This is a genomic window from Nonomuraea sp. NPDC049129, assembly GCF_040648495.1.
GTDB lineage: Bacteria > Actinomycetota > Actinomycetes > Streptosporangiales > Streptosporangiaceae > Nonomuraea.
Genome location: NZ_JBEZDU010000012.1, coordinates 184806 through 202737 on the forward strand (window position 1 = coordinate 184806; position 17932 = coordinate 202737).

9 protein-coding genes are annotated in these 17932 nt (G+C 69.5%); 5 read left to right on the forward strand and 4 right to left on the reverse strand.

Annotated elements, in window-relative coordinates:
* Positions 1–113 precede the first annotated feature (113 nt).
* On the reverse strand, positions 114–1328 hold the full coding sequence (locus AB0B64_RS34220; protein ID WP_358182447.1) for a hypothetical protein: 1215 nt from the start codon (positions 1326–1328) through the stop codon (positions 114–116).
* A 146-nt stretch (positions 1329–1474) separates the two neighbouring features.
* Positions 1475–3055 carry a glycoside hydrolase family 88 protein gene (locus AB0B64_RS34225; RefSeq protein WP_357953311.1) on the reverse strand — a complete coding sequence of 527 codons (1581 nt, stop codon included), beginning with the start codon at positions 3053–3055 and terminating at the stop codon, positions 1475–1477.
* A gap of 364 nt (positions 3056–3419) precedes the next feature.
* On the opposite strand from AB0B64_RS34225, the gene AB0B64_RS34230 reads away from it, so the two are divergent.
* From AB0B64_RS34230 to AB0B64_RS34250, 5 genes are all read left to right on the forward strand, one after another.
* Positions 3420–5843, forward strand: a complete 2424-nt coding sequence (locus tag AB0B64_RS34230) for a PQQ-dependent sugar dehydrogenase (protein WP_358182450.1) — start codon at positions 3420–3422, stop codon at positions 5841–5843.
* An 89-nt stretch (positions 5844–5932) separates the two neighbouring features.
* The gene (locus tag AB0B64_RS34235; RefSeq protein WP_358182453.1) at positions 5933–9019 is read left to right on the forward strand and encodes a carbohydrate-binding protein; all 3087 of its coding nucleotides are present in this window, start codon (positions 5933–5935) and stop codon (positions 9017–9019) included.
* Positions 9020–9025: 6 nt separating this feature from the next.
* Entirely contained in the window at positions 9026–10195 is a 1170-nt protein-coding gene (locus AB0B64_RS34240) for a carbohydrate-binding protein (protein ID WP_358182456.1), read from the forward strand.
* A gap of 10 nt (positions 10196–10205) precedes the next feature.
* Positions 10206–12743, forward strand: a complete 2538-nt coding sequence (locus AB0B64_RS34245; protein ID WP_358182459.1) for a carbohydrate-binding protein — start codon at positions 10206–10208, stop codon at positions 12741–12743.
* Positions 12744–12929: 186 nt separating this feature from the next.
* A complete protein-coding gene (locus AB0B64_RS34250) occupies positions 12930–15023 on the forward strand; it encodes a carbohydrate-binding protein (RefSeq protein WP_358182462.1) in 2094 nt (697 codons plus the stop codon).
* Between the two features lie 147 nt (positions 15024–15170).
* Here the strand turns inward: AB0B64_RS34250 and AB0B64_RS34255 are convergent, their stop codons facing one another.
* Positions 15171–16310, reverse strand: a complete 1140-nt coding sequence (locus AB0B64_RS34255) for a monooxygenase (RefSeq protein ID WP_358182465.1) — start codon at positions 16308–16310, stop codon at positions 15171–15173.
* Positions 16311–16487: 177 nt separating this feature from the next.
* On the reverse strand, positions 16488–17906 hold the full coding sequence (locus AB0B64_RS34260) for an aspartate aminotransferase family protein (protein ID WP_358182468.1): 1419 nt from the start codon (positions 17904–17906) through the stop codon (positions 16488–16490).
* Positions 17907–17932 lie beyond the last annotated feature (26 nt).

Genomic DNA, 17932 nt, shown 5'->3' on the forward strand with positions numbered 1-17932 from the left:
CCGCCACCAGCCACCAGCCACCACGCCGGGTGCCTGACCATGCTGGATCCGATCATCGGCATGTTCGGCGCCCGGCGCCCGGCGAGCGGCGATGGGGCTTTGGGCGAGCCCGCTCAGTCTCCGTGCAGGCCGTCGGGGTCGCAGTAGTCGACCTCGTCCGTGGGCCTGAAGTTGGACACGATGATCTCGCGTTTGAACCGGCCGCCCTTTGGTACGTCCTCGGCCGACACCTCGTACGTGAACTGCTGCATCGTACGAAGCCGGGTACCACCGATGATGATCGGGCGCCGGACCAGGTAGATGGCGGCCCACGGACAGCAGTAGTAGCTGCCGTACGGCTTGCCCCCGGCGTCGGTGGCGTAGGTGATGGCCCCACTGGCGAAGGCGGCGTCGATCTCGGCCTGGATGCGCAGGGTGTGGGCCGCGTCGGGGTCGTACTCCCACATCTCCTTGATCGCTTGCCGGGCGCGGGGATCCGCCTGCCACACGCCGCGCTTCTGCGGGTCGGTCAGGCACCAGGGATCGAAACTGCGGGGGTTCACCGGCGGCGTCGCGACGGGAGGCACGGCCCGCCTCGCGTCCACCCCTTTGTAGCCGGCGATGAGCTGCGGCATCGCGGTCAGCTGGCCGAGGTGGTAGTAGATCTCCAGCGCCCGCTGCAGCCGCTGCTCGATCGCCTCGTGCATCCGCGGGTTCGGGTCGGTGTCCAGCAGCCCTTCGGCGTAGTCGGCGGCGGTCGCGGCCTCGGCGACGAGCTGCCTGAGCCGCCGCAAGGCGTCCATGTGCCGGTCGGCGTCGGCGACCGTCTTCTCGAAGACGCCGAGCGCGACCTCGGCGTGCTGGCGGATCGCGCGCGAGGCGGCCAGCATGCCGTGCAGGTGCGGCAGCGGACACGGGTCGGCCTCGGCCCACTCGGGCAGGTCGGCCGGGAGGAGTAATTCCTGCTCCACCAGGTAGCCGGGATTGCCCGCCGCCTGCCGCGCCCGCGATACCCACCCTTCGACCTGCGCGAAGCACGCGCCCACCTGCTGGGCGGTCACCGGCGGCACGAATCCGGAGGTGCGGGGGTCGGCGGCGTAGTCGGCGTCCAGCAGATGCTCGCCGATGGCCTGGAGGACGAACGCGTTCCACACGCACAGCAACTGCCCGGCGGCCCCCTGCGGGCCGTGCCACAGATTCACCCCCTCCAGGGCCAACCGGCCCCGGAGGCTTTCGGCCTGCTCCAGCTCGGTGTACACGATCCCGCCTGCCCGCCGGTACGCCTCGAGCTCGTCGGCCCGGACCTCTCCCTTCAAGGCAGCGGCCATCCGCGTCATCAATGTCGCCATGCGATCCCCCATCCCCATCCCCGTGCGCCGTCCGTCGTAGCGTAAGTCGGATATGGGGGATGATCTCCGGGTAGCAGGAACATTTTGATCACGACTCGGCTCCTGGGACCGACGCGTGCGCGCCGGTCCCAGGAGAGCCGTGCGGGTCAGCTGCCGGGGCCGACGCGCATCATCTGCTCGTTCATGATCAAGAAGGCGCCCAGGCCGTGGAAGTCGTTCACCGGCCGCCCCCGGTTGAAGTAGTAGCTGAGCGAGTCGCTGGCGTTGGTGCCCTCGCTGACGTCCACGAGGTTCGTCCGCCCGTCCTGGCCGAGTGAGATCTTGTTCAGCACCCCCTGGTAGCCCCGGTCGGCGTTGGCGCGGTAGGAGGCGTCCACATAGCCGCGCTCGACCGCCTTCGAGATCGTGTACGTGTACATCGCCGAGCAGGACGTCTCGGTCCAGTTGGCGGAGTTCGTCGTCTCGGTGACCACCTGGAACCACCGTCCGGTCGCCGGGTCCTGCCAGCGGGCGTAGGCGGGCACCAGGTCGCGGATGATGTTGATCAACGCGGTCCGGCGCGGGTGGTCGGCCGGGATGAGGTCGAGGATGTCGATCGTGGCCATGCCGAACCAGCCCATGGCCCGGCACCACGAGATCCCGTTCGTGTTGCCCAGGGACGGCTTCACCCAGGAGGCGGTCAGGCCGCCGGGCTCGTCATAGGCGTGATACAGCAGCCCGGCCGCCGTGCCCGAGGTGCGTCGCAGATGGCTGTGATAGACCTCGATCTGCTTGGCCGGCTCGGTGCTGGTGAAGGTGTCGCCCGCGACCCAGGCGCCGTAGCGGGCCAGGAACGGATCGGCCATGTAGACGCCGTCGCCCCAGAGCTGGCCCTGCCGCGAGTCGGAGGTGGAGTGCCACCAGCCGCCGTCGGAGGTGCGCGGGTAGGTGTTCAGCCGGGTCCGGATCTTGGCGGCGGCGGTGCGGTAGCGGGCCTGGCCCGTCTCCTTGAACAGGGCCAGCAGAACGTTGCCCGCCTGCATGCTGTCCAGGTTGCTGAAACTGTTGGAGATGTTGCCCGAGCTGTCGACGAAGCGGTCGGCCCAGTCCTTGATGTACTGCAGGTAGCGGGCGTCGCCGGTGCGCTGCCAGACGAGATACTGCCCCCACAGGTATAAGCCCTGCGGGTAGCTCCAGCCCCCCAGCGAGCTGGGGGTGAAGCGGGCCATCGTGGAGTCGATGACGGCCTTGGACCAGTCCGTCCCGCCGCCCGTGGTGCCGTCGTCGACGGTGAGCGAGTCGACGTTCGGGCCGCCGTTCGCGGTCGTCGCGGTGGCCCGTACGGTGTTCGTTCCGGCGACCAGCGAGGCCTGTACGGTCACCGTCCGCCAGGTGGTCCACGCCCCGGTGCCCGGGAAGGACAGGCCGGTCGCGATGGTCGTGCCGTTGAGGGAGATGCTCATCGGCCGGTCCACCGTGGTGCCGTTGGCGTACCGCAGGATCAGCTGCACCTGGCGCGCCTGCGGTGAGTCGGTCGCCCATTCGACCGACGAGCCGGCCACGTTGTCGTAGTTGACGAAACCGGTGCCGGTGAACCCGGCGTGGTTGGATTCCACGACGCCTTGCGAGATGGTGGCGTTCTCGGCTTCGTGGAGCGTGGCCGCGGCGACGGCCGCGGGCACGGGCTGGATCAGCAGGGCACCGAGGGCCACCACGGCCACCACTCGATGTCGGATTCTGAGGGGCAAGGGACTCTCCTCACGCTGGTGAGCGCCACAGGTAAGACATCCTATGTCTCACCTGTGAGCTTCTGACCTGTGATGTCTCCCGGCTGCGCTGAGTGCGGTGAAATGCCTGGCGCGCCTTCGCGTGCGTCGAGAGACAGATCCAACCTTTCGCCTGGCGCATAGCCAAACATCCCGACTCTCTCTGTGTCCAGGCGTCAGGACATCCGATCTCTGCTCCGGATGACCATAAGTAGGGTTAGGAAAGTTTCCTAAAGATTGGATCGTTCCAAGATCTAGAATCTGTTGACGGTTGTGACTATTTGTGGGAACACGATGAAAAGCTCCAATCTCTCGCCGAGATACCACCCCCCGCAGGAGTGATCGAATGAACTTACGCAGGTACCGCGTTCTCGCCGGTGTCCTCGCGCTCTTCGCCGGGGCGCTGACGGTCGTGGCCCCTCCGGCCGCCGCGGCGCCCACCCGATACGAGGCGGAGAGCGCCACGATCTCGCAAGGTGTGGTGGAGTCGAACCACACCGGATACTCCGGCACCGGATTCGTCAACGGTGACAACGTCGCCGGATCCTCGGTCGAATGGACCATCAACGCGCCCAGCGCGGGCACCGCCACGCTGGCCTTCCGCTATGCCAACGGCACCAGCGCCAACCGGCCGAGCGACATCGCGGTCAACGGCACCGTCGTCGCCGCGGCGCGGGCGTTCAACGCCACCGCCAACTGGGACACCTGGGCGACGGTCACGCTGACCGCGCCGGTCGTCGCCGGCACCAACACGATCAAGGCCACCGCCAGCGGCGCCGGCGGCAACCCGAACTGGGACTACCTGGAGGCCGAGGTCGCCTCGTCCTCGAACTTCACCGACTACCAGGCCGAGAGCGGCACGATCTCGCAGGGCGTCGTTGAGGCGAACCACGAGGGCTACACCGGCTCCGGTTTCGTGAACTACGACAACGTGGCCGGCTCCTACGTCGAGTTCGCGGTGAGCGCCGCGACCACCGGGCCGCAGACCCTGACGTTCCGCTTCGCCAACGGCACCACCGTGGACCGGCCGATGAGCGTCACGGTCAACGGTACGTCCATCGCGGCCAGCCAGTCCTTCCCCGGCACCGGCGCGTGGACCACGTGGCAGGAGATCAGCCTCAACGCCACGCTGAACGCCGGCGGCAACACGATCAGAGCCACCGGCACCACCGCCAACGGCGGCCCGAACCTCGACCGGCTGCGCGTCAGCGGCCCCGGTGACACCGAGAAGCCGACCGCCCCTGGTCAGCCGGTGTGCAGTGACATCACCTCCAACAGCATCCGGCTGGACTGGCCGACGTCGACCGACAACGTCGGCGTCGTGGCCTACGACATCTTCCACCAGGGCACCCAGATCGCCACCGCGCCCGCGCCGCCGTACACGGTGACGGGGCTGAACGCGGACTTCGCGTACCAGATCTCGGTGTTCGCCCGCGACGCGTCCGGGAATGTGTCGCTGAGCAGCCCGGAGGCGAACTGCCGCACGCTGCCCGCGCCCGCGGACAACCCGCCGTCGCAGCCCGGCCAGCCCACCGTGACCGGCGTGCAGCCCACCTCGGCCACCGTGACCTGGGCCGCCTCGACCGATGACAACGGCGTGCGCGCCTACCTGATCCGGGACCACGCCACCGGCACCGTGCTGCAGACGGTCACCGGCACGCCGCCCGCGACCAGCGCCAGCGTGCCGCTGGAGTGCGCGCACACCTACACGCTCGACGTCGTCGCTCGTGACAGTGCCAACCAGCTGTCCACGCCGAGCGCGGCCTCCGCGTCGTTCACGACCGGCGGCTGCGGCACCGTGCCGCAGACGCCGACCACGATTGCCGGCGGCTGGGACATCCCCTGGGACATCTCCTGGGCGCCCGACGGCTCGTACGCGCTGGTCACCGAGCGGGACTCGTTCAAGGTATTCAAGATCACCCCGTCGGGAACCAAGACGCAGGTCGGCACCGTGCCCAACGTGGTGACCACCGACGGCGAGGGCGGCCTGTTGGGCCTCGACTTCTCGCCCACCTGGAACGGCACGACCGACCAGGAGGTGTTCTTCATGCACACCGCCTCCGAGGGCAACCGGGTCGCGAAGATGAACTTCAACGGCACCACGCTCAGCGGCTACAGCGCGATCCTGCAAGGCATTGACAAGAACCGCTACCACAACGGCGGCCGCATCAGGTTCGGCCCCGACGGCTACCTGTACGTCACCGCGGGCGACGCCCAGCAGAGCAGCAACGCGCAGAACCTCAGCTCGCTCAACGGCAAGATCCTGCGCATCACCAAGACGGGCGCGGCCGCTCCGGGCAACCCGTTCAACACCCGCGTCTACAGCTACGGCCACCGCAACCCGCAGGGCCTGGCGTGGGACTCGGCCGGGCGGCTGTGGGAGTCGGAGCTGGGCAACTCCTCCAGGGACGAGCTCAACCTGATCCAGCCGGGCAAGAACTACGGCTGGCCCACCTGTGAGGGCACCTGCAGCACCTCCGGCATGACCAATCCCAAGTACACGTGGAGTGTCTCGGAGGCCTCGCCCAGCGGCATCGCCATCGTCAACAACACCGTGTTCATGGCGGCGCTGCGCGGCCAGCGGCTGTGGCGGATCGTGCTCAACGGCGAGAACGTCTCGACGGTCAACTCCTACTTCAACGGGACGTACGGCCGGCTCCGCGCGGTGGAGAAGGTGCCGAACGCCAGCGCCATCTGGTTCGGCTCCACCAACTCCGACAACACCGCAACCGGTGACGCCGAGGTTACCCGGCCCACAAACACCCTGTGACGTCCCCCCCCACCCCCGGCGGCCGCGCTGCGGCGCGCCCGCCTGCCCCCCGGAGCACACCCCCCACAGCAGCTGGAGAACCTCGCGTGATGGAACCTGACGACAGTGAGAGTAAGCCGACGCGCCGGGTGGTGCTGGGCGGCGCCTTCGGCACTCTGGCCACGGCGGCGCTGAGCGGCGCCACCGCCATCCCCGCTCGTGCCGAGGCGCGGTCGGCGCCCTGGACGCTCGACGTCCGGATGACCTCGGACGCCCAGTGGGCCGCGTTCCTGCGGGAGCAGGACCTGCTGTGGGGCAAGCTGCCCACGCTCTGGCACGAGGGCCCGTTCCTGGGCGACGGCCTGCTCGGCAGCATGATCTACAAGGAGCCGGACGCCAACAAGATCCGCTTCACCACCCAGCACGGGCGCGTCCAGGACCACCGGCCGGAGTTCGGCAGCGGGTTCGGCACCTGCCGGCTGCCCGTGGGCCATCTCACGCTCGACCCCGTCGGCACGATCACCGCCGTCGACTGGCGGCTGAGCCTGTGGGACGCCGAGCTGACCGGCACCGTCACCACCTCGTCGGGGAAGATCACGTTCACCGCGTTCATCCATGACGAGACGTTCGTGGCCAGCGCCTCGGTCACGGGTAGTGAGCAGGTCCGGTGGACCTTCCACCCGGAGGTGGCCGACAGCCCCAGGCAGGCGTCGGAGGACCCGCCGTCCGGCTACACGCACAACCCGGCCTACACGACCAAGACCACCGGCGACGTCAAGCAGGTGCTCCAGGGGCTGGCCGGGGGAGGGCAGACCGCCACCGCCTACCGGCAGAGCGGCAACCTCCTGCTGCTGTCGGTCGCCCACAGCTTCCCGTCCAACACCGCGGCCGAGACGGCCTCGCTCGGCCGGATCCAGAACGCGGGCACCTACGACACGCTGCGGGCGGCGCACCGGACCTGGTGGCACGCCTTCTACCGCAAGAGCTTCGTGTCCTTCCCGGACCAGCGGCTGCAGAGCTTCCACTGGATCCAGCTCTACAAGGTGGCCTCCGCCACCCGCGCCGGCGCGCCGGTGATGGCGACGACCGGCCCGTGGCTGGAGCCCACCCCGTGGCCCGGCGTGTGGTGGAACCTCAACGTGCAGCTGGAGTACTGGCTCATCCACGGCTCCAACCATCTGGAGCTCGACTCGGTCACCAGCACGCTCGACCAGAACCGGGCGCAGCTGACCGCCAACGTGGGCAGCGCGTACCGCAGCGACTCCTCGGGCGTGGGCCGCAGCTCGGACATGTTCGCCACCCGGAGCGTCGGCACGCCCGGCAGCGGCGCCGAGGTCGGCGACCTGACCTGGGCGCTGCACAACGTGTGGCTGTCCTACCGGCACACGATGGACGACGGGCTGCTCAGGGACACGCTGTTCCCGCTGCTGCGCCGGGCGATCAACTACTACCTGCACTTCCTGGCCAGCGGCAGCGACGGCAAGCTGCACCTGCCGAGCACGCTGTCGCCCGAGTACCCGACCGTCCCGCCGCAGGACACCAACTACGACCTGGCCCTCATCAGGTGGGGCTGCCAGACGCTGCTCGACTCGGCGGCCCGCCTGGGCGTCGACGACCCGCTGAAGACCAAGTGGCAGCAGGTGCTCAGCACACTCGTGTCGTACCCGACGGACACGAACGGCTACATGATCGGCGGTAGCACGCCGTACGCGCAGTCCCACCGCCACTACTCCCACCTTTTGATGATTTATCCCCTCTACCTGGTCAACTGGGATCAGCCGGGCAACCGCTCGCTGATCGAGAAGTCGATCGTCCGGTGGCACGCCCTGACCGGCGCGCACCGGGGCTACAGCTACACCGGCGCCGCCTCCATGTACGCCATGATGCGGCGGGGCGATACGGCGCTGTCGTACCTGCTGAAGTTCTTCGACCCCTCGACGTCCTACCCGTGCCGGGCCAACACCCACTACACCGAGGCCGGACCGGTCATCGAGACGCCGCTGTCGGCCTCGCAGTCGATCCACGACCTGCTCTGCCAGAGCTGGGGCGGCGTCGTCCGCGTCTTCCCCGCGATCCCGGGCTCGTGGCCCGACGTCACGCTGCACGACTTCCGTACGCAGGGCGCCTTCCTCGTCTCCGCCGTACGGCAGGCAGGTACGACCCGCTTCGTCCGGGTCAGGAGCCTGGCGGGTGAGCCGCTCAAGCTCGACCACGGCCTGACCGGCACGGTCACCGCGGTGCTCGACGACGGCACTCCCGCCACGGTCTCGGACCTGGGCGGCGGCGTCCTGGGCATCACCCTGCCCAAGAACCGTGAGGTGCTCGTCTACGCGGGCGCGGTCCCGGACCTGGTCATCGCGCCGGTGCCGATCGCCACGCCGGGCGCCGCCTGGGGCCTGCCGGGCGCGAGCACACCGCCGCCGCCGGGCCGCTACGAGGCGGAAGACGCGACGATCTCGCAGGGCATCTTCGAGAACTCCCACACCGGTTACAGCGGCACGGGCTACGTCAACGGCGACAACGCGGCGGGCGCCTTCATCGAGTGGGCCTTCGAGGCGGCAGCGGCCGGCACGGCGACGATCAAACTCCGGTACGCCAACGGCACCACCACCAACCGGCCGTCGGCGATAGCCGTCAACGGCACGACGGTTTTCGCCACTCGTGACTACGCGAGCACCGGCACGTGGGACACCTGGGCCACCGACACCTTCACCGTGCCGGTCAACGCCGGGGCCAACACACTGCGGGCCATCGCGACCACGGCCAACGGCAACCCGAACATCGACTACATCGACGTGGCGACCGCCTCCGGGGGCGGCGGCACCGACTACCAGGCCGAGGACGCCACGATCTCCCAGGGCGTCGTGGAGTCCAACCACACCGGCTTCACCGGCACCGGCTTCGTCAACCTCGACAACGTCACCGGTTCGTACGTCGAGTTCGCCGTCACCGCCGCGGCCGCGGGGCCCGCCACGCTGACGATCCGCTACGCCAACGGCACCACGGTCAACCGGCCGATGGCCATCGCGGTCAACGGCGGCACGGCCGTGAACCGCGACTTCGCCGGCACCGGGAACTGGGACACCTGGCAGACCGCCACACTCACCGTCCAGCTCACGGCGGGGGCCAACACGATCAGGACGACCGCCACGACGGCCAACGGGGGCCCCAACCTCGACAAGATCACAATCGGATAGGAAGCCATGGACATCACCCGACGCCAGCTGGGGACCCTCGTAGGCGCCGCGCTCCTCACCCCGTACCTGCCCGCCCGCCCGGCCGCGGCGGCGGTCGCCTGGCAGCTCATGTGGGCGCCGGAGGCGTCGTCGGTCGGGCTCGGCGCGTTCGAGACGATCGAGGACGACCGCGCCGACTCCCACCCCGCCGGTCAGCCGCACATCTTCGCCGAAGGCAACAACTTCCGCTTCAACATGCACACGGTCGACCGCGACACGATGACCGACCGGCAGCGGCAGGAGGTGACCGGCACCCGTAACCCCAGCGGCTACCTGCAGTGGCTGAAGGGCGAGACGTGGCGGGTCACGTACTCGATGTTCATCCCGAGCTCGCTGAAGGCCACCACGACCTTCACCCACATCAGCCAGACGAAGATGCCGGGCACCGGCGGGCTGCCCATCACGACCACCTCGCTGCGCCGGGTGAACGGCGTGCAGACCATCGAGCACACGATCTACGAGCAGGGCATCCTGGTCGGCCGGACCAACCTGGAGCCGCTGCAGGACAAGTGGATCGACGCCGAGTACGAGATCAAGATCGGCGACGGCAGCGCGGGCTCGGTCCGCTGGGTGCTGCGCGACGGGAGCACCACGCTGGTCGACGCCACGAAGACCGGCGACACGTTCCTGGGCGACCGGGTCCGCCCCAAGTGGGGCATCTACCGCTCGCTCGGCGACACCTCGGGCTCGCTGCAGAACTGCTACATGCTGCTCACCAACATGCGGGCCTACAAGCAGGTGCAGGTCACCGCGACCCGCCTGGAGGCGGAGAACGCGACGATCTCGCAGGGGGTGGTCGAGTCCAACCACGCCGGCTACTCCGGCACCGGCTTCGTCAACTCCGACAACGTGGCGGGCGCGTACACCGAGTGGGGCTTCCAGCAGGGCACCGCGGGCCCCGCGACCCTCACCATCCGGTACGCCAACGGCACCTCCGCGAACCGGCCCATGGACGTCACGGTCAACGGCACCGTCGTCGCCTCGGGCCTGAGCTTCGCGGGCACCGGCGCCTGGACCACATGGGCGAGCAAGACCGTCAACGCCAACCTGGTCGCCGGCGCGAACACGGTCAGGCTCACCGCCACCACCGCCAACGGCTGCCCGAACCTCGACTACCTCGACATCACCGGACCCTAGGAGCACGCATATGTCCCGTGTGTCGCGTACGGCGGTCTTCGCCGTACTCGCCCTCCTGCTCGGCCTGCTCACCGCACTGCCCGCCCGGGCCGACCTGCAACACCCGCGCCAGGCGTTCCTGCGCAACTCGATCGCCGGCCTCTTCCTGCACTGGGGCGAGCGCACCTCGCCGCAGCACACCAGCTGCAGCGGCTGGGAAGCCGACGTGACCAACGGCGGCTGGAGCGCCTCCTACTGGGTCAACGAGGCCAAGAAGCTGCACGCCCAGTACATCGTCCTGGCCACCTTCCACAGCAGGCTCGGCTACGCCCGGCCGTACCCGTCGTCGATCCCCGGCTCGTGCCGCACCACGCGGGACTTCCTGGGCGAGCTGATCGACGCCGCCGACGCGCAGGGGCTGAAGGTCATCAACTACATGACCGACGACCCGCAGTGGCACAACGAGGGGCTCAGCTCCGGCGACTGGCTCAACTCCTCGGCCTTCTCCAGCTACGTCGGCCACAACGTGGACCTGACCACCCGTGACGGGTTCGGGGAGTTCAGCTACCTGCAGTTCTTCGAGCAGATGCAGCGCTATCCGAAGCTGGCCGGGTTCTGGATCGACAACGACAACGCCTACTGGGAGAGCAACAACCTCTACGCCAAGATCTACCAGCAGCGCCCGGACATGACGATCTCGAACAACAACGAAGACACGCCGATCATGGACATGATCAGCAACGAGCAGAAGACCGGCATGTCGCCCTCCTACGACTACCCGCAGGCGGTCTACACGGCGCTGCCGAGGCTGATCGAGGCCGACTTCAAGCTGCCGACCGGCGGCCCCTGGTGGTACGGCGGGTCGGACGAGGCGGTGGACCGCAAGCTCACGCTGGGCCGGCTCATCACCAACGCCGGATCGTCGGTGAAGGCGCTGATGGCCGAGACAGCGATGGTCAACGGCAAGTTCCCCGCCCAGCAGGTGAGCTTCAACAACTTCGCCAACACCTACCTGGAGGATATCTGGGAGTCGCTCGGCGGCACCGAGGGCGGCGGCTACATGTTCGGCGGGCTCAAACCGGGCTTCTGGAACAACGGCGCCCACGGCGTGACCACGATCTCCAAGACCGATCCCAACCGGCACTACATCCACGTCATCACGCCGCCGTCCGGCAGCACGCTGTCCGTGCGTGACAACGGCTACCGGATCAGCTCGGTGACGAACCTGCGTACCGGCTCGCCGGTGACGTTCACGCAGGCCAACGGGACGCTGACGCTGAGCGGCATCTCCTCCTGGGACCAGTACGACACGGTCTTCAAGGTGATCTCCAGCGGCCGTGAGGGCATCTACAGCGGCGTCTCGCTCTCGGCGAGCTCCTCCACCAGCGGGCACGGCGCCTCGGCCGCGGGTGACGGCGACTACCTCACCTACTGGGACAGCAACGCCGCCGAGCCCGCTTCCCTGACGTTCGACCTGGGCTCGGCCAAGCGGATCCAATACCTGGCGGTCAACCAGCGGGAGGACTCGACCGTCTATCCGTCGTCCGGGTCGGCCCGCATCTCCGGCTACCAGGTGCACGTCAGCAACGACGGGTCGAGCTGGGGGAGCGCGGTCAAGACCGGCACCGTGCCGAACGCGCGCGGCGTGCAGTTCATCGACCTGACCGCCACCACCGCCCGCTACGTCCGGCTCACCAAGACCGGCCACCACGGCGTCTCCCGCTGGCGGGTGGACGAGGCGTGGGTCGGCGGCCAGTACGCGGCCGGCGGCGGCACGACACCGACGCCGGGCCGCTACGAGGCGGAGGACGCGACGATCTCGCAGGGCATCTTCGAGAACTCCCACACCGGTTACAGCGGCACGGGCTACGTCAACGGCGACAACGCCGCCGGGTCCTACCTGCAGTGGTCCATCACCGCAGCTGCCGCCGGCACCGCGACGATCAAGTTCCGGTACGCCAACGGCACCACCACCAACCGGCCGTCGGCGATCGCCGTCAACGGCACGACGGTCTTCGCCACTCGTGACTACGCGAGCACCGGCACGTGGGACACCTGGGCCACCGACACCTTCACGGTCCCGGTCAACGCCGGGACCAACACGATCCGCGCCACCGCCACCACGGCCAACGGCAACCCGAACATCGACTACATCGACGTGGACGTGACACCGGGCGGCGGCGGAACCACCACCGACTACCAGGCCGAGGACGCCACGATCTCCCAGGGCGTCGCCGAGTCCAACCACACCGGCTTCACCGGGACCGGGTTCGTCAACTACGACAACCTCGTCGGCTCCTACGTCGAGTTCACGGCGAACGCCGAGTCGGCCGGGAACGCCACGCTGACGCTGAGGTTCGCCAACGGCACCGCGGCCAACCGGCCGATGGACGTCACGGTCAACGGCACCCTCGTCTCCGACGAGCTCGCCTTCGACCCGACGGCGAACTGGGACACCTGGACGACCAAGTCGATCACGGTCCCGCTGAACGCGGGCGCCAACACCATCCGCGCCACCGCCACCACGGCCGGCGGCGGTCCGAACCTCGATCGCGTCACGATCGGTTGAACCCCGGCCGCCGTGCGGGCGCGGACGCTTCGCACGGCGGCCGGCACCAACGGCGGCCATGGCCAAGAAGGCGCACGTAGCGGCGGCGCGCCGGCTCCACCGGAGGAGCGTTCCCCTGGACAGTCCCCGGCCCCGTACGGCGCTTGGCGCCCACCGGGCCGGCCGTACGAGCAAAGGAGAGATCCCGTGAGAGGGAGAGGGATAGTCACGGCGGTGGCGGTGCTCTTAGCGGGCTTGTTCGCAGGCCTTCAGCCCGCGGCCGCGTCCGACAACGGCCTGTCGATCAGGCCCGCCATGGGGTGGAGCAGCTGGAGCTTCGTGCGGCGCTGGCCCGATGAGACCAAGATGAAGGCTCAGGCCGACGCGCTGGTCAGCAGTGGCCTGGCCGCGCACGGCTACGTCTACGTCAACCTCGACGACTTCTACCAGAAGTGCGACTCCAACGGCTTCCAGGTCGACGGCTTCGGGCGGTGGGCCGTCGACACCGCCAAGTTCCCCAGCGGGATCAAGGCGCTGGCCGACTACGTGCACGCCAAGGGGCTGAAGTTCGGCTTCTACGTCACGCCCGGCATCGCCAAGAACGCCGTCACCGCCAACAAGCCCGTCGAGGGCACCTCGTACCACGCGCAGGACATCGCCGACACCTCGCAGACGCACAAGAACTACAACTGCAAGAACATGTACCGGCTGAACTACTCCCACCCCGGCGCGCAGCTGTTCATCAACTCCTGGGCGAACCAGATGGCCTCGTGGGGCGTCGACTACCTGAAGATCGACGGCGTGGACGCGACGACGGTCGCCGACGTCGAAGCCTGGGACAAGGCGCTGCGCCAGACCGGCCGGCCGATCAACTTCGCGCTGTCCAACAACCTGCCCATCGCCCAGGCCACCACCTGGAAGCGGCTGGCCAACAGCTGGCGTACCCAGGGCGACGTCGAGTGCTACTGCGGTCCCGGCGCCAACGGGAGCGGGTTCCCCCTCACCGACTGGTCGCACGTGTCCAGCCGGTTCACCTCGGCCGCCAGCTGGCAGCAGTACGCCGGTCCCGGCGGCTGGAACGACTACGACTCCCTGGAGGTCGGCAACGGCGACCAGGTCGGTCTCACCGCCGACCAGCGGCGTACGCACATGACGCACTGGGCCATGATCTCCAGCCCGCTGCTGCTCGGCACCGACCTGACCGCGCTCACCTCGACCGACCTGGCCATGCTGACCAACGACCGGCTCATCGCCGTCGACCAGGACGGCGTCGCGGCCGGCCGGGTTGTGAACAGTGGTGTCAACCAGGTCTGGCGTAAACGGGAATCGAACGGCGACTACATCGTGGCGCTCTACAACACCGGTACGTCCGGCAACTCCACGGTCAGCGTCACCTGGTCGCAAGTGGGCTTCACCGGCCCGGCCGAGGTCACGAACCTGTGGTCCGGCGGCTCAGAAGGCACCGTCGCCTCCTCCTACAGCGCCACCCTGCGCCCCGGCGAGACCCGCCTCATCCGCGCCCGGCCCACCGCCGTGACCCCCCACTACGAGGCGGAGAACGCGACGATCTCGCAGGGCGTCGTCGAGTCCAACCACGCGGGCTACTCCGGCACCGGCTTCGTCAACTACGACAACGTCGTCGGCTCGTACATCGAGTACACCGTCAACGCCACCGCGGCCGGCAACGCCAACGTCACCCTCAGGTACGCCAACGGCACGACGGTCAACCGCCCGATGACCATCACCGCCAACGGCACCACGCTGACCCGCGACTTCCCCAGCACCGGTGACTGGGACACCTGGGCGACGGCCACGTTCACGCTGCCGCTGACCGCCGGGGCCAACACCATCCGCGCGACGGCCACCACCGCGAACGGCGGCCCGAACGCGGACTACATCGACGTCTCGGCCGCCACCCCGACCGGCACCGAGTACCAGGCGGAGAGCGCGACGATCTCGCAGGGCGTGGCCGAGTCCAACCACACCGGCTTCACCGGGACCGGCTTCGTCAACTACGACAACCTCGTGGGCTCCTACGTCGAGTTCGCCGTCAACGCCGCCGCCGCGGGCGCCACGCCCCTGACGATCCGGTACGCCAACGGGACGGCGGTGGACCGGCCGATGGAGGTCGCGGTGAACGGCACGGCGGTGACCACCCGGTCCTTCCCCGCCACCACGAACTGGGACACCTGGGCCGACGGCACGGTCACGGTAGACCTCCAGGCGGGGGCCAACACGATCCGCCTCACGGCCACGACCGCGGGCGGCGGCCCCAACCTGGACCGGGTCACGCTGGGCTGACACCCCGACCGCGGGCGGCGGCCCCCGGCCTGGATCACGTCATGCTCGGCTGACCCGACCACGGGCGCACGCACACCGGCCTGGCGGTGTGCGTGCGCCCTACCCCCTGCGCCCCGCTTGCGTGCGCTACGCCCCCTGGCGGGTGCTTTATGTGGCCTTCGACCAGATGGCGAGGCCCAGGCACATCTCGTCGCTGGTCCCCTCGCCCCAGACCACGTAACGCGGCTGCAGCTTGCGCAACTGCGGCAGCCGCGCGCGCAGCCCGGCGTCATGCGTACAGGTCACCCGCAGCATGTCGCCCTTCTTGAGCGTGACCGGCTTGGCCAGCACACGAAGCGCCTGATCGTCGAAGTCGTAGTTCGGGACGTTCAGCAGCGTTTGCGCCTTGGGCGTGCCGGGGTTGAGCTCGACCTTGATGGAGCGCCCGAGCAGGTGCATGTGCCCGGCCATCGCGTGCAGCGTGATGGGCCCCGGGACAGGCCGGTCGCAGTGCTGCGTCGGCCCCGGCTTGAGCGGCCCGCACATCTTGGCCAGCTGGTCGGCCTGCTCCTCGGACCCCGGCCCGAACCTGCGCGCCACGTCCTTGACGGCGGCGGCCCGGTCGCACAGCGCGCCGGACTCCTGCGGCGTGCACGGCAGCTCCACCGGCCCCGGGAGCAGCGCGGTCTCCAACGGCTCCAGGGTCTTGTCGGTGAGCCGCAGCCGGATGCCCGACTTGTCGGACCCGGGGGTGCCTTCCACGTTCAGCGTGTTGTAGTGGATCTGCATGATGAGCTTGCTGCCGGGCGGCAACGCGTAGCCGTAGCGCGCGTCCAGCAGCGTCTCGTTGGTGCCCGGCGCCCAGTGCGCCACCCACGAGGCGTCGTCCACGCCGGCGTCACCGAAGCACGTCCACCCCTGACCAGGGGTGCTGTCGTCGAGCGTCTTCGCCTTGGCGGCCTGCCGGGGGTCTACCCGGAAGAAGATCGCGTGGTGCACGATGTCGGCGTTCTGCGGCTGGAACTGGGCTCCGGTCAGGAACGCCTGTTTCGTCAGCTTGGGGTCGATGACGAAGCACCGGTAGTCGTCGGTGCCGCCGTTGGGGGCGTGCGGCGTGTAGGGCTCCGCCATCGTCAGGGACTCGAACCGCTCGCCGTCGCGTAAGGGGGCGGCCACCGGCGCGACCTTGGCCCCATGTCCCCCGGCGTGGCTCGGGTGGGCCGCCGAGGTGGCCGTGGTGGCCGTCCCGCACGAGGCGAGCAGGGCGACCACGGCGCACGAGGCGGCGATACGGGCTAGTCGAATCATGCTTCCACGGTCCCGCGTGACCCGGCGCGGGGCATCCTTCCGTAGGACGTTCCGTGTCCTTCCTTGGAATGACGGCCGGGGTCCGCCTCCCGAATACGCGGGACTGCGACGTTAGTCGCAGATCGCCGGCTCGTCAGCGGTAGATCGCCGGCATGCGAGCCGCGGATCACCGGCTTGTCAGCTGTAGATCACTGACAGGAAGCGCACCAGCACCGCCTCCCGCCGGGGCGCGGGCAGCGCGTCCAGGACCGCGTTGACCAGCGCCATCTCCGGCTGCCCCGCGCCGGGCCGCAGGTCCACGCCGACCGCCGCGGCCAGCTCCGCGAAGGCCGTGTCGTCCAGTGCCTCCAGGTCGAGGTCCACGACCAGGTCGATCAGCCCGTCGGGAAGTACGGCCGGGCCGCGCGTCCGGGCGGCCGCCGCCGACTCGCCGATGACCTTCAGCAGCGCCTCGATCCCCGAGAGCGTCACCCCGGTGACCGTGATGTGCAGGTTGGCCGGGATGCCCGCGTACGACAGCTGCGGCTGGAGGTACCAGCCGCGCCGCCGCGCCTCGTCGGCCAGGACGAACACGTCGAGCTCCGACGAGGTGAACGCCACCAGCGAGCTCTCCGGATCGCCCAGCACCCGCAGCCCCGGGATCGCCGCGAGGCCCGCGCGTAATCTGGCCGTCGCCTCCAGCGTGGTCCGGCCCAGGGCCAGGTAACCGTCGCGGCCCAGAGCCTGAAGCGTGGCCCATGCCCCGCCGAGCGACCCCGCCGACCTGGAGCTCTGCACGGTGGCGTTGATGACGGTGTAGCCGGGCCAGGCGGCCGAGGCGAAGTACGCCTTTCGGCGCGTCGCCGGGTCGGCGAACAGCACGACCGAGGCGCCCTTCGGGGCGTACCCGAACTTGTGCAGGTCACAGGAGAGCGAGGTGACCCCCGGCACCGACAGGTCGAACGGCGGGATCGCCGCGCCGGCCGCCCGCAGCCACGGCAGTAACCACCCGCCCACGCACGCGTCCACATGGCAGCCGACTCCAGCGGCGGCGGCCACGGCCGCGATCTCCTCGACCGGGTCGATCACGCCCTGGGGGTACGACGGCGCCGAGGCCACGACCAGGACGGTGCCGTCGTCCATCGCCGCCGCCACGGCCCGCGCGCCGGCCTTGAACGTGACCGGATCGACCGGCACCGGCCTGACCTCGAGCCCGAGGTAGTGCGCCGCCTTGTGGAAGGCCGGATGGGCGGTGACGGGGAGCACCAGGTTGGGCCGGTCGCGGCCGGCCGCGTCGCGGGCGGCCTTCACCGCCAGCATGATCGACTCGGTGCCGCCGCTGGTGAAGATGCCGTGGCCGCCGCCCAGCAGGTCGGCGACGGCGCCGACGACCTGCCTCTCCATCTCCACCACGCTGGGGAAGGCCGTCGGGTCGAGGCAGTTGACCTCCAGCATCTCCGTGTAGGCGCGGGCCGCCGCCTCGTGAACGCCGTCCCGGCCGCTGTCGTAGACATAGGCGGTCACCTGGCCGCCCCTGACCGGCAGATCGTGCTCCTTGAGCCGGGCCACCTCGGCCAGCAGCTCGTCGGCGGTCCTCCCGGTGTCGGGCAGGTTCACACGCTCTCCTCGCATTATGGCGCCGC

Bases quoted from the DNA above. Each gene is read 5' to 3' on its own strand.
- AB0B64_RS34220 (WP_358182447.1), bottom strand. From the start codon at position 1,328: ATGGCGACATTGATGACGCGGATGGCCGCTGCCTTGAAGGGAGAGGTC.
- AB0B64_RS34255 (WP_358182465.1), bottom strand. From the start codon at position 16,310: ATGATTCGACTAGCCCGTATCGCCGCCTCGTGCGCCGTGGTCGCCCTG.
- AB0B64_RS34245 (WP_358182459.1), top strand. From the start codon at position 10,206: ATGTCCCGTGTGTCGCGTACGGCGGTCTTCGCCGTACTCGCCCTCCTG.
- AB0B64_RS34240 (WP_358182456.1), top strand. From the start codon at position 9,026: ATGGACATCACCCGACGCCAGCTGGGGACCCTCGTAGGCGCCGCGCTC.
- AB0B64_RS34235 (WP_358182453.1), top strand. From the start codon at position 5,933: ATGGAACCTGACGACAGTGAGAGTAAGCCGACGCGCCGGGTGGTGCTG.
- AB0B64_RS34230 (WP_358182450.1), top strand. From the start codon at position 3,420: ATGAACTTACGCAGGTACCGCGTTCTCGCCGGTGTCCTCGCGCTCTTC.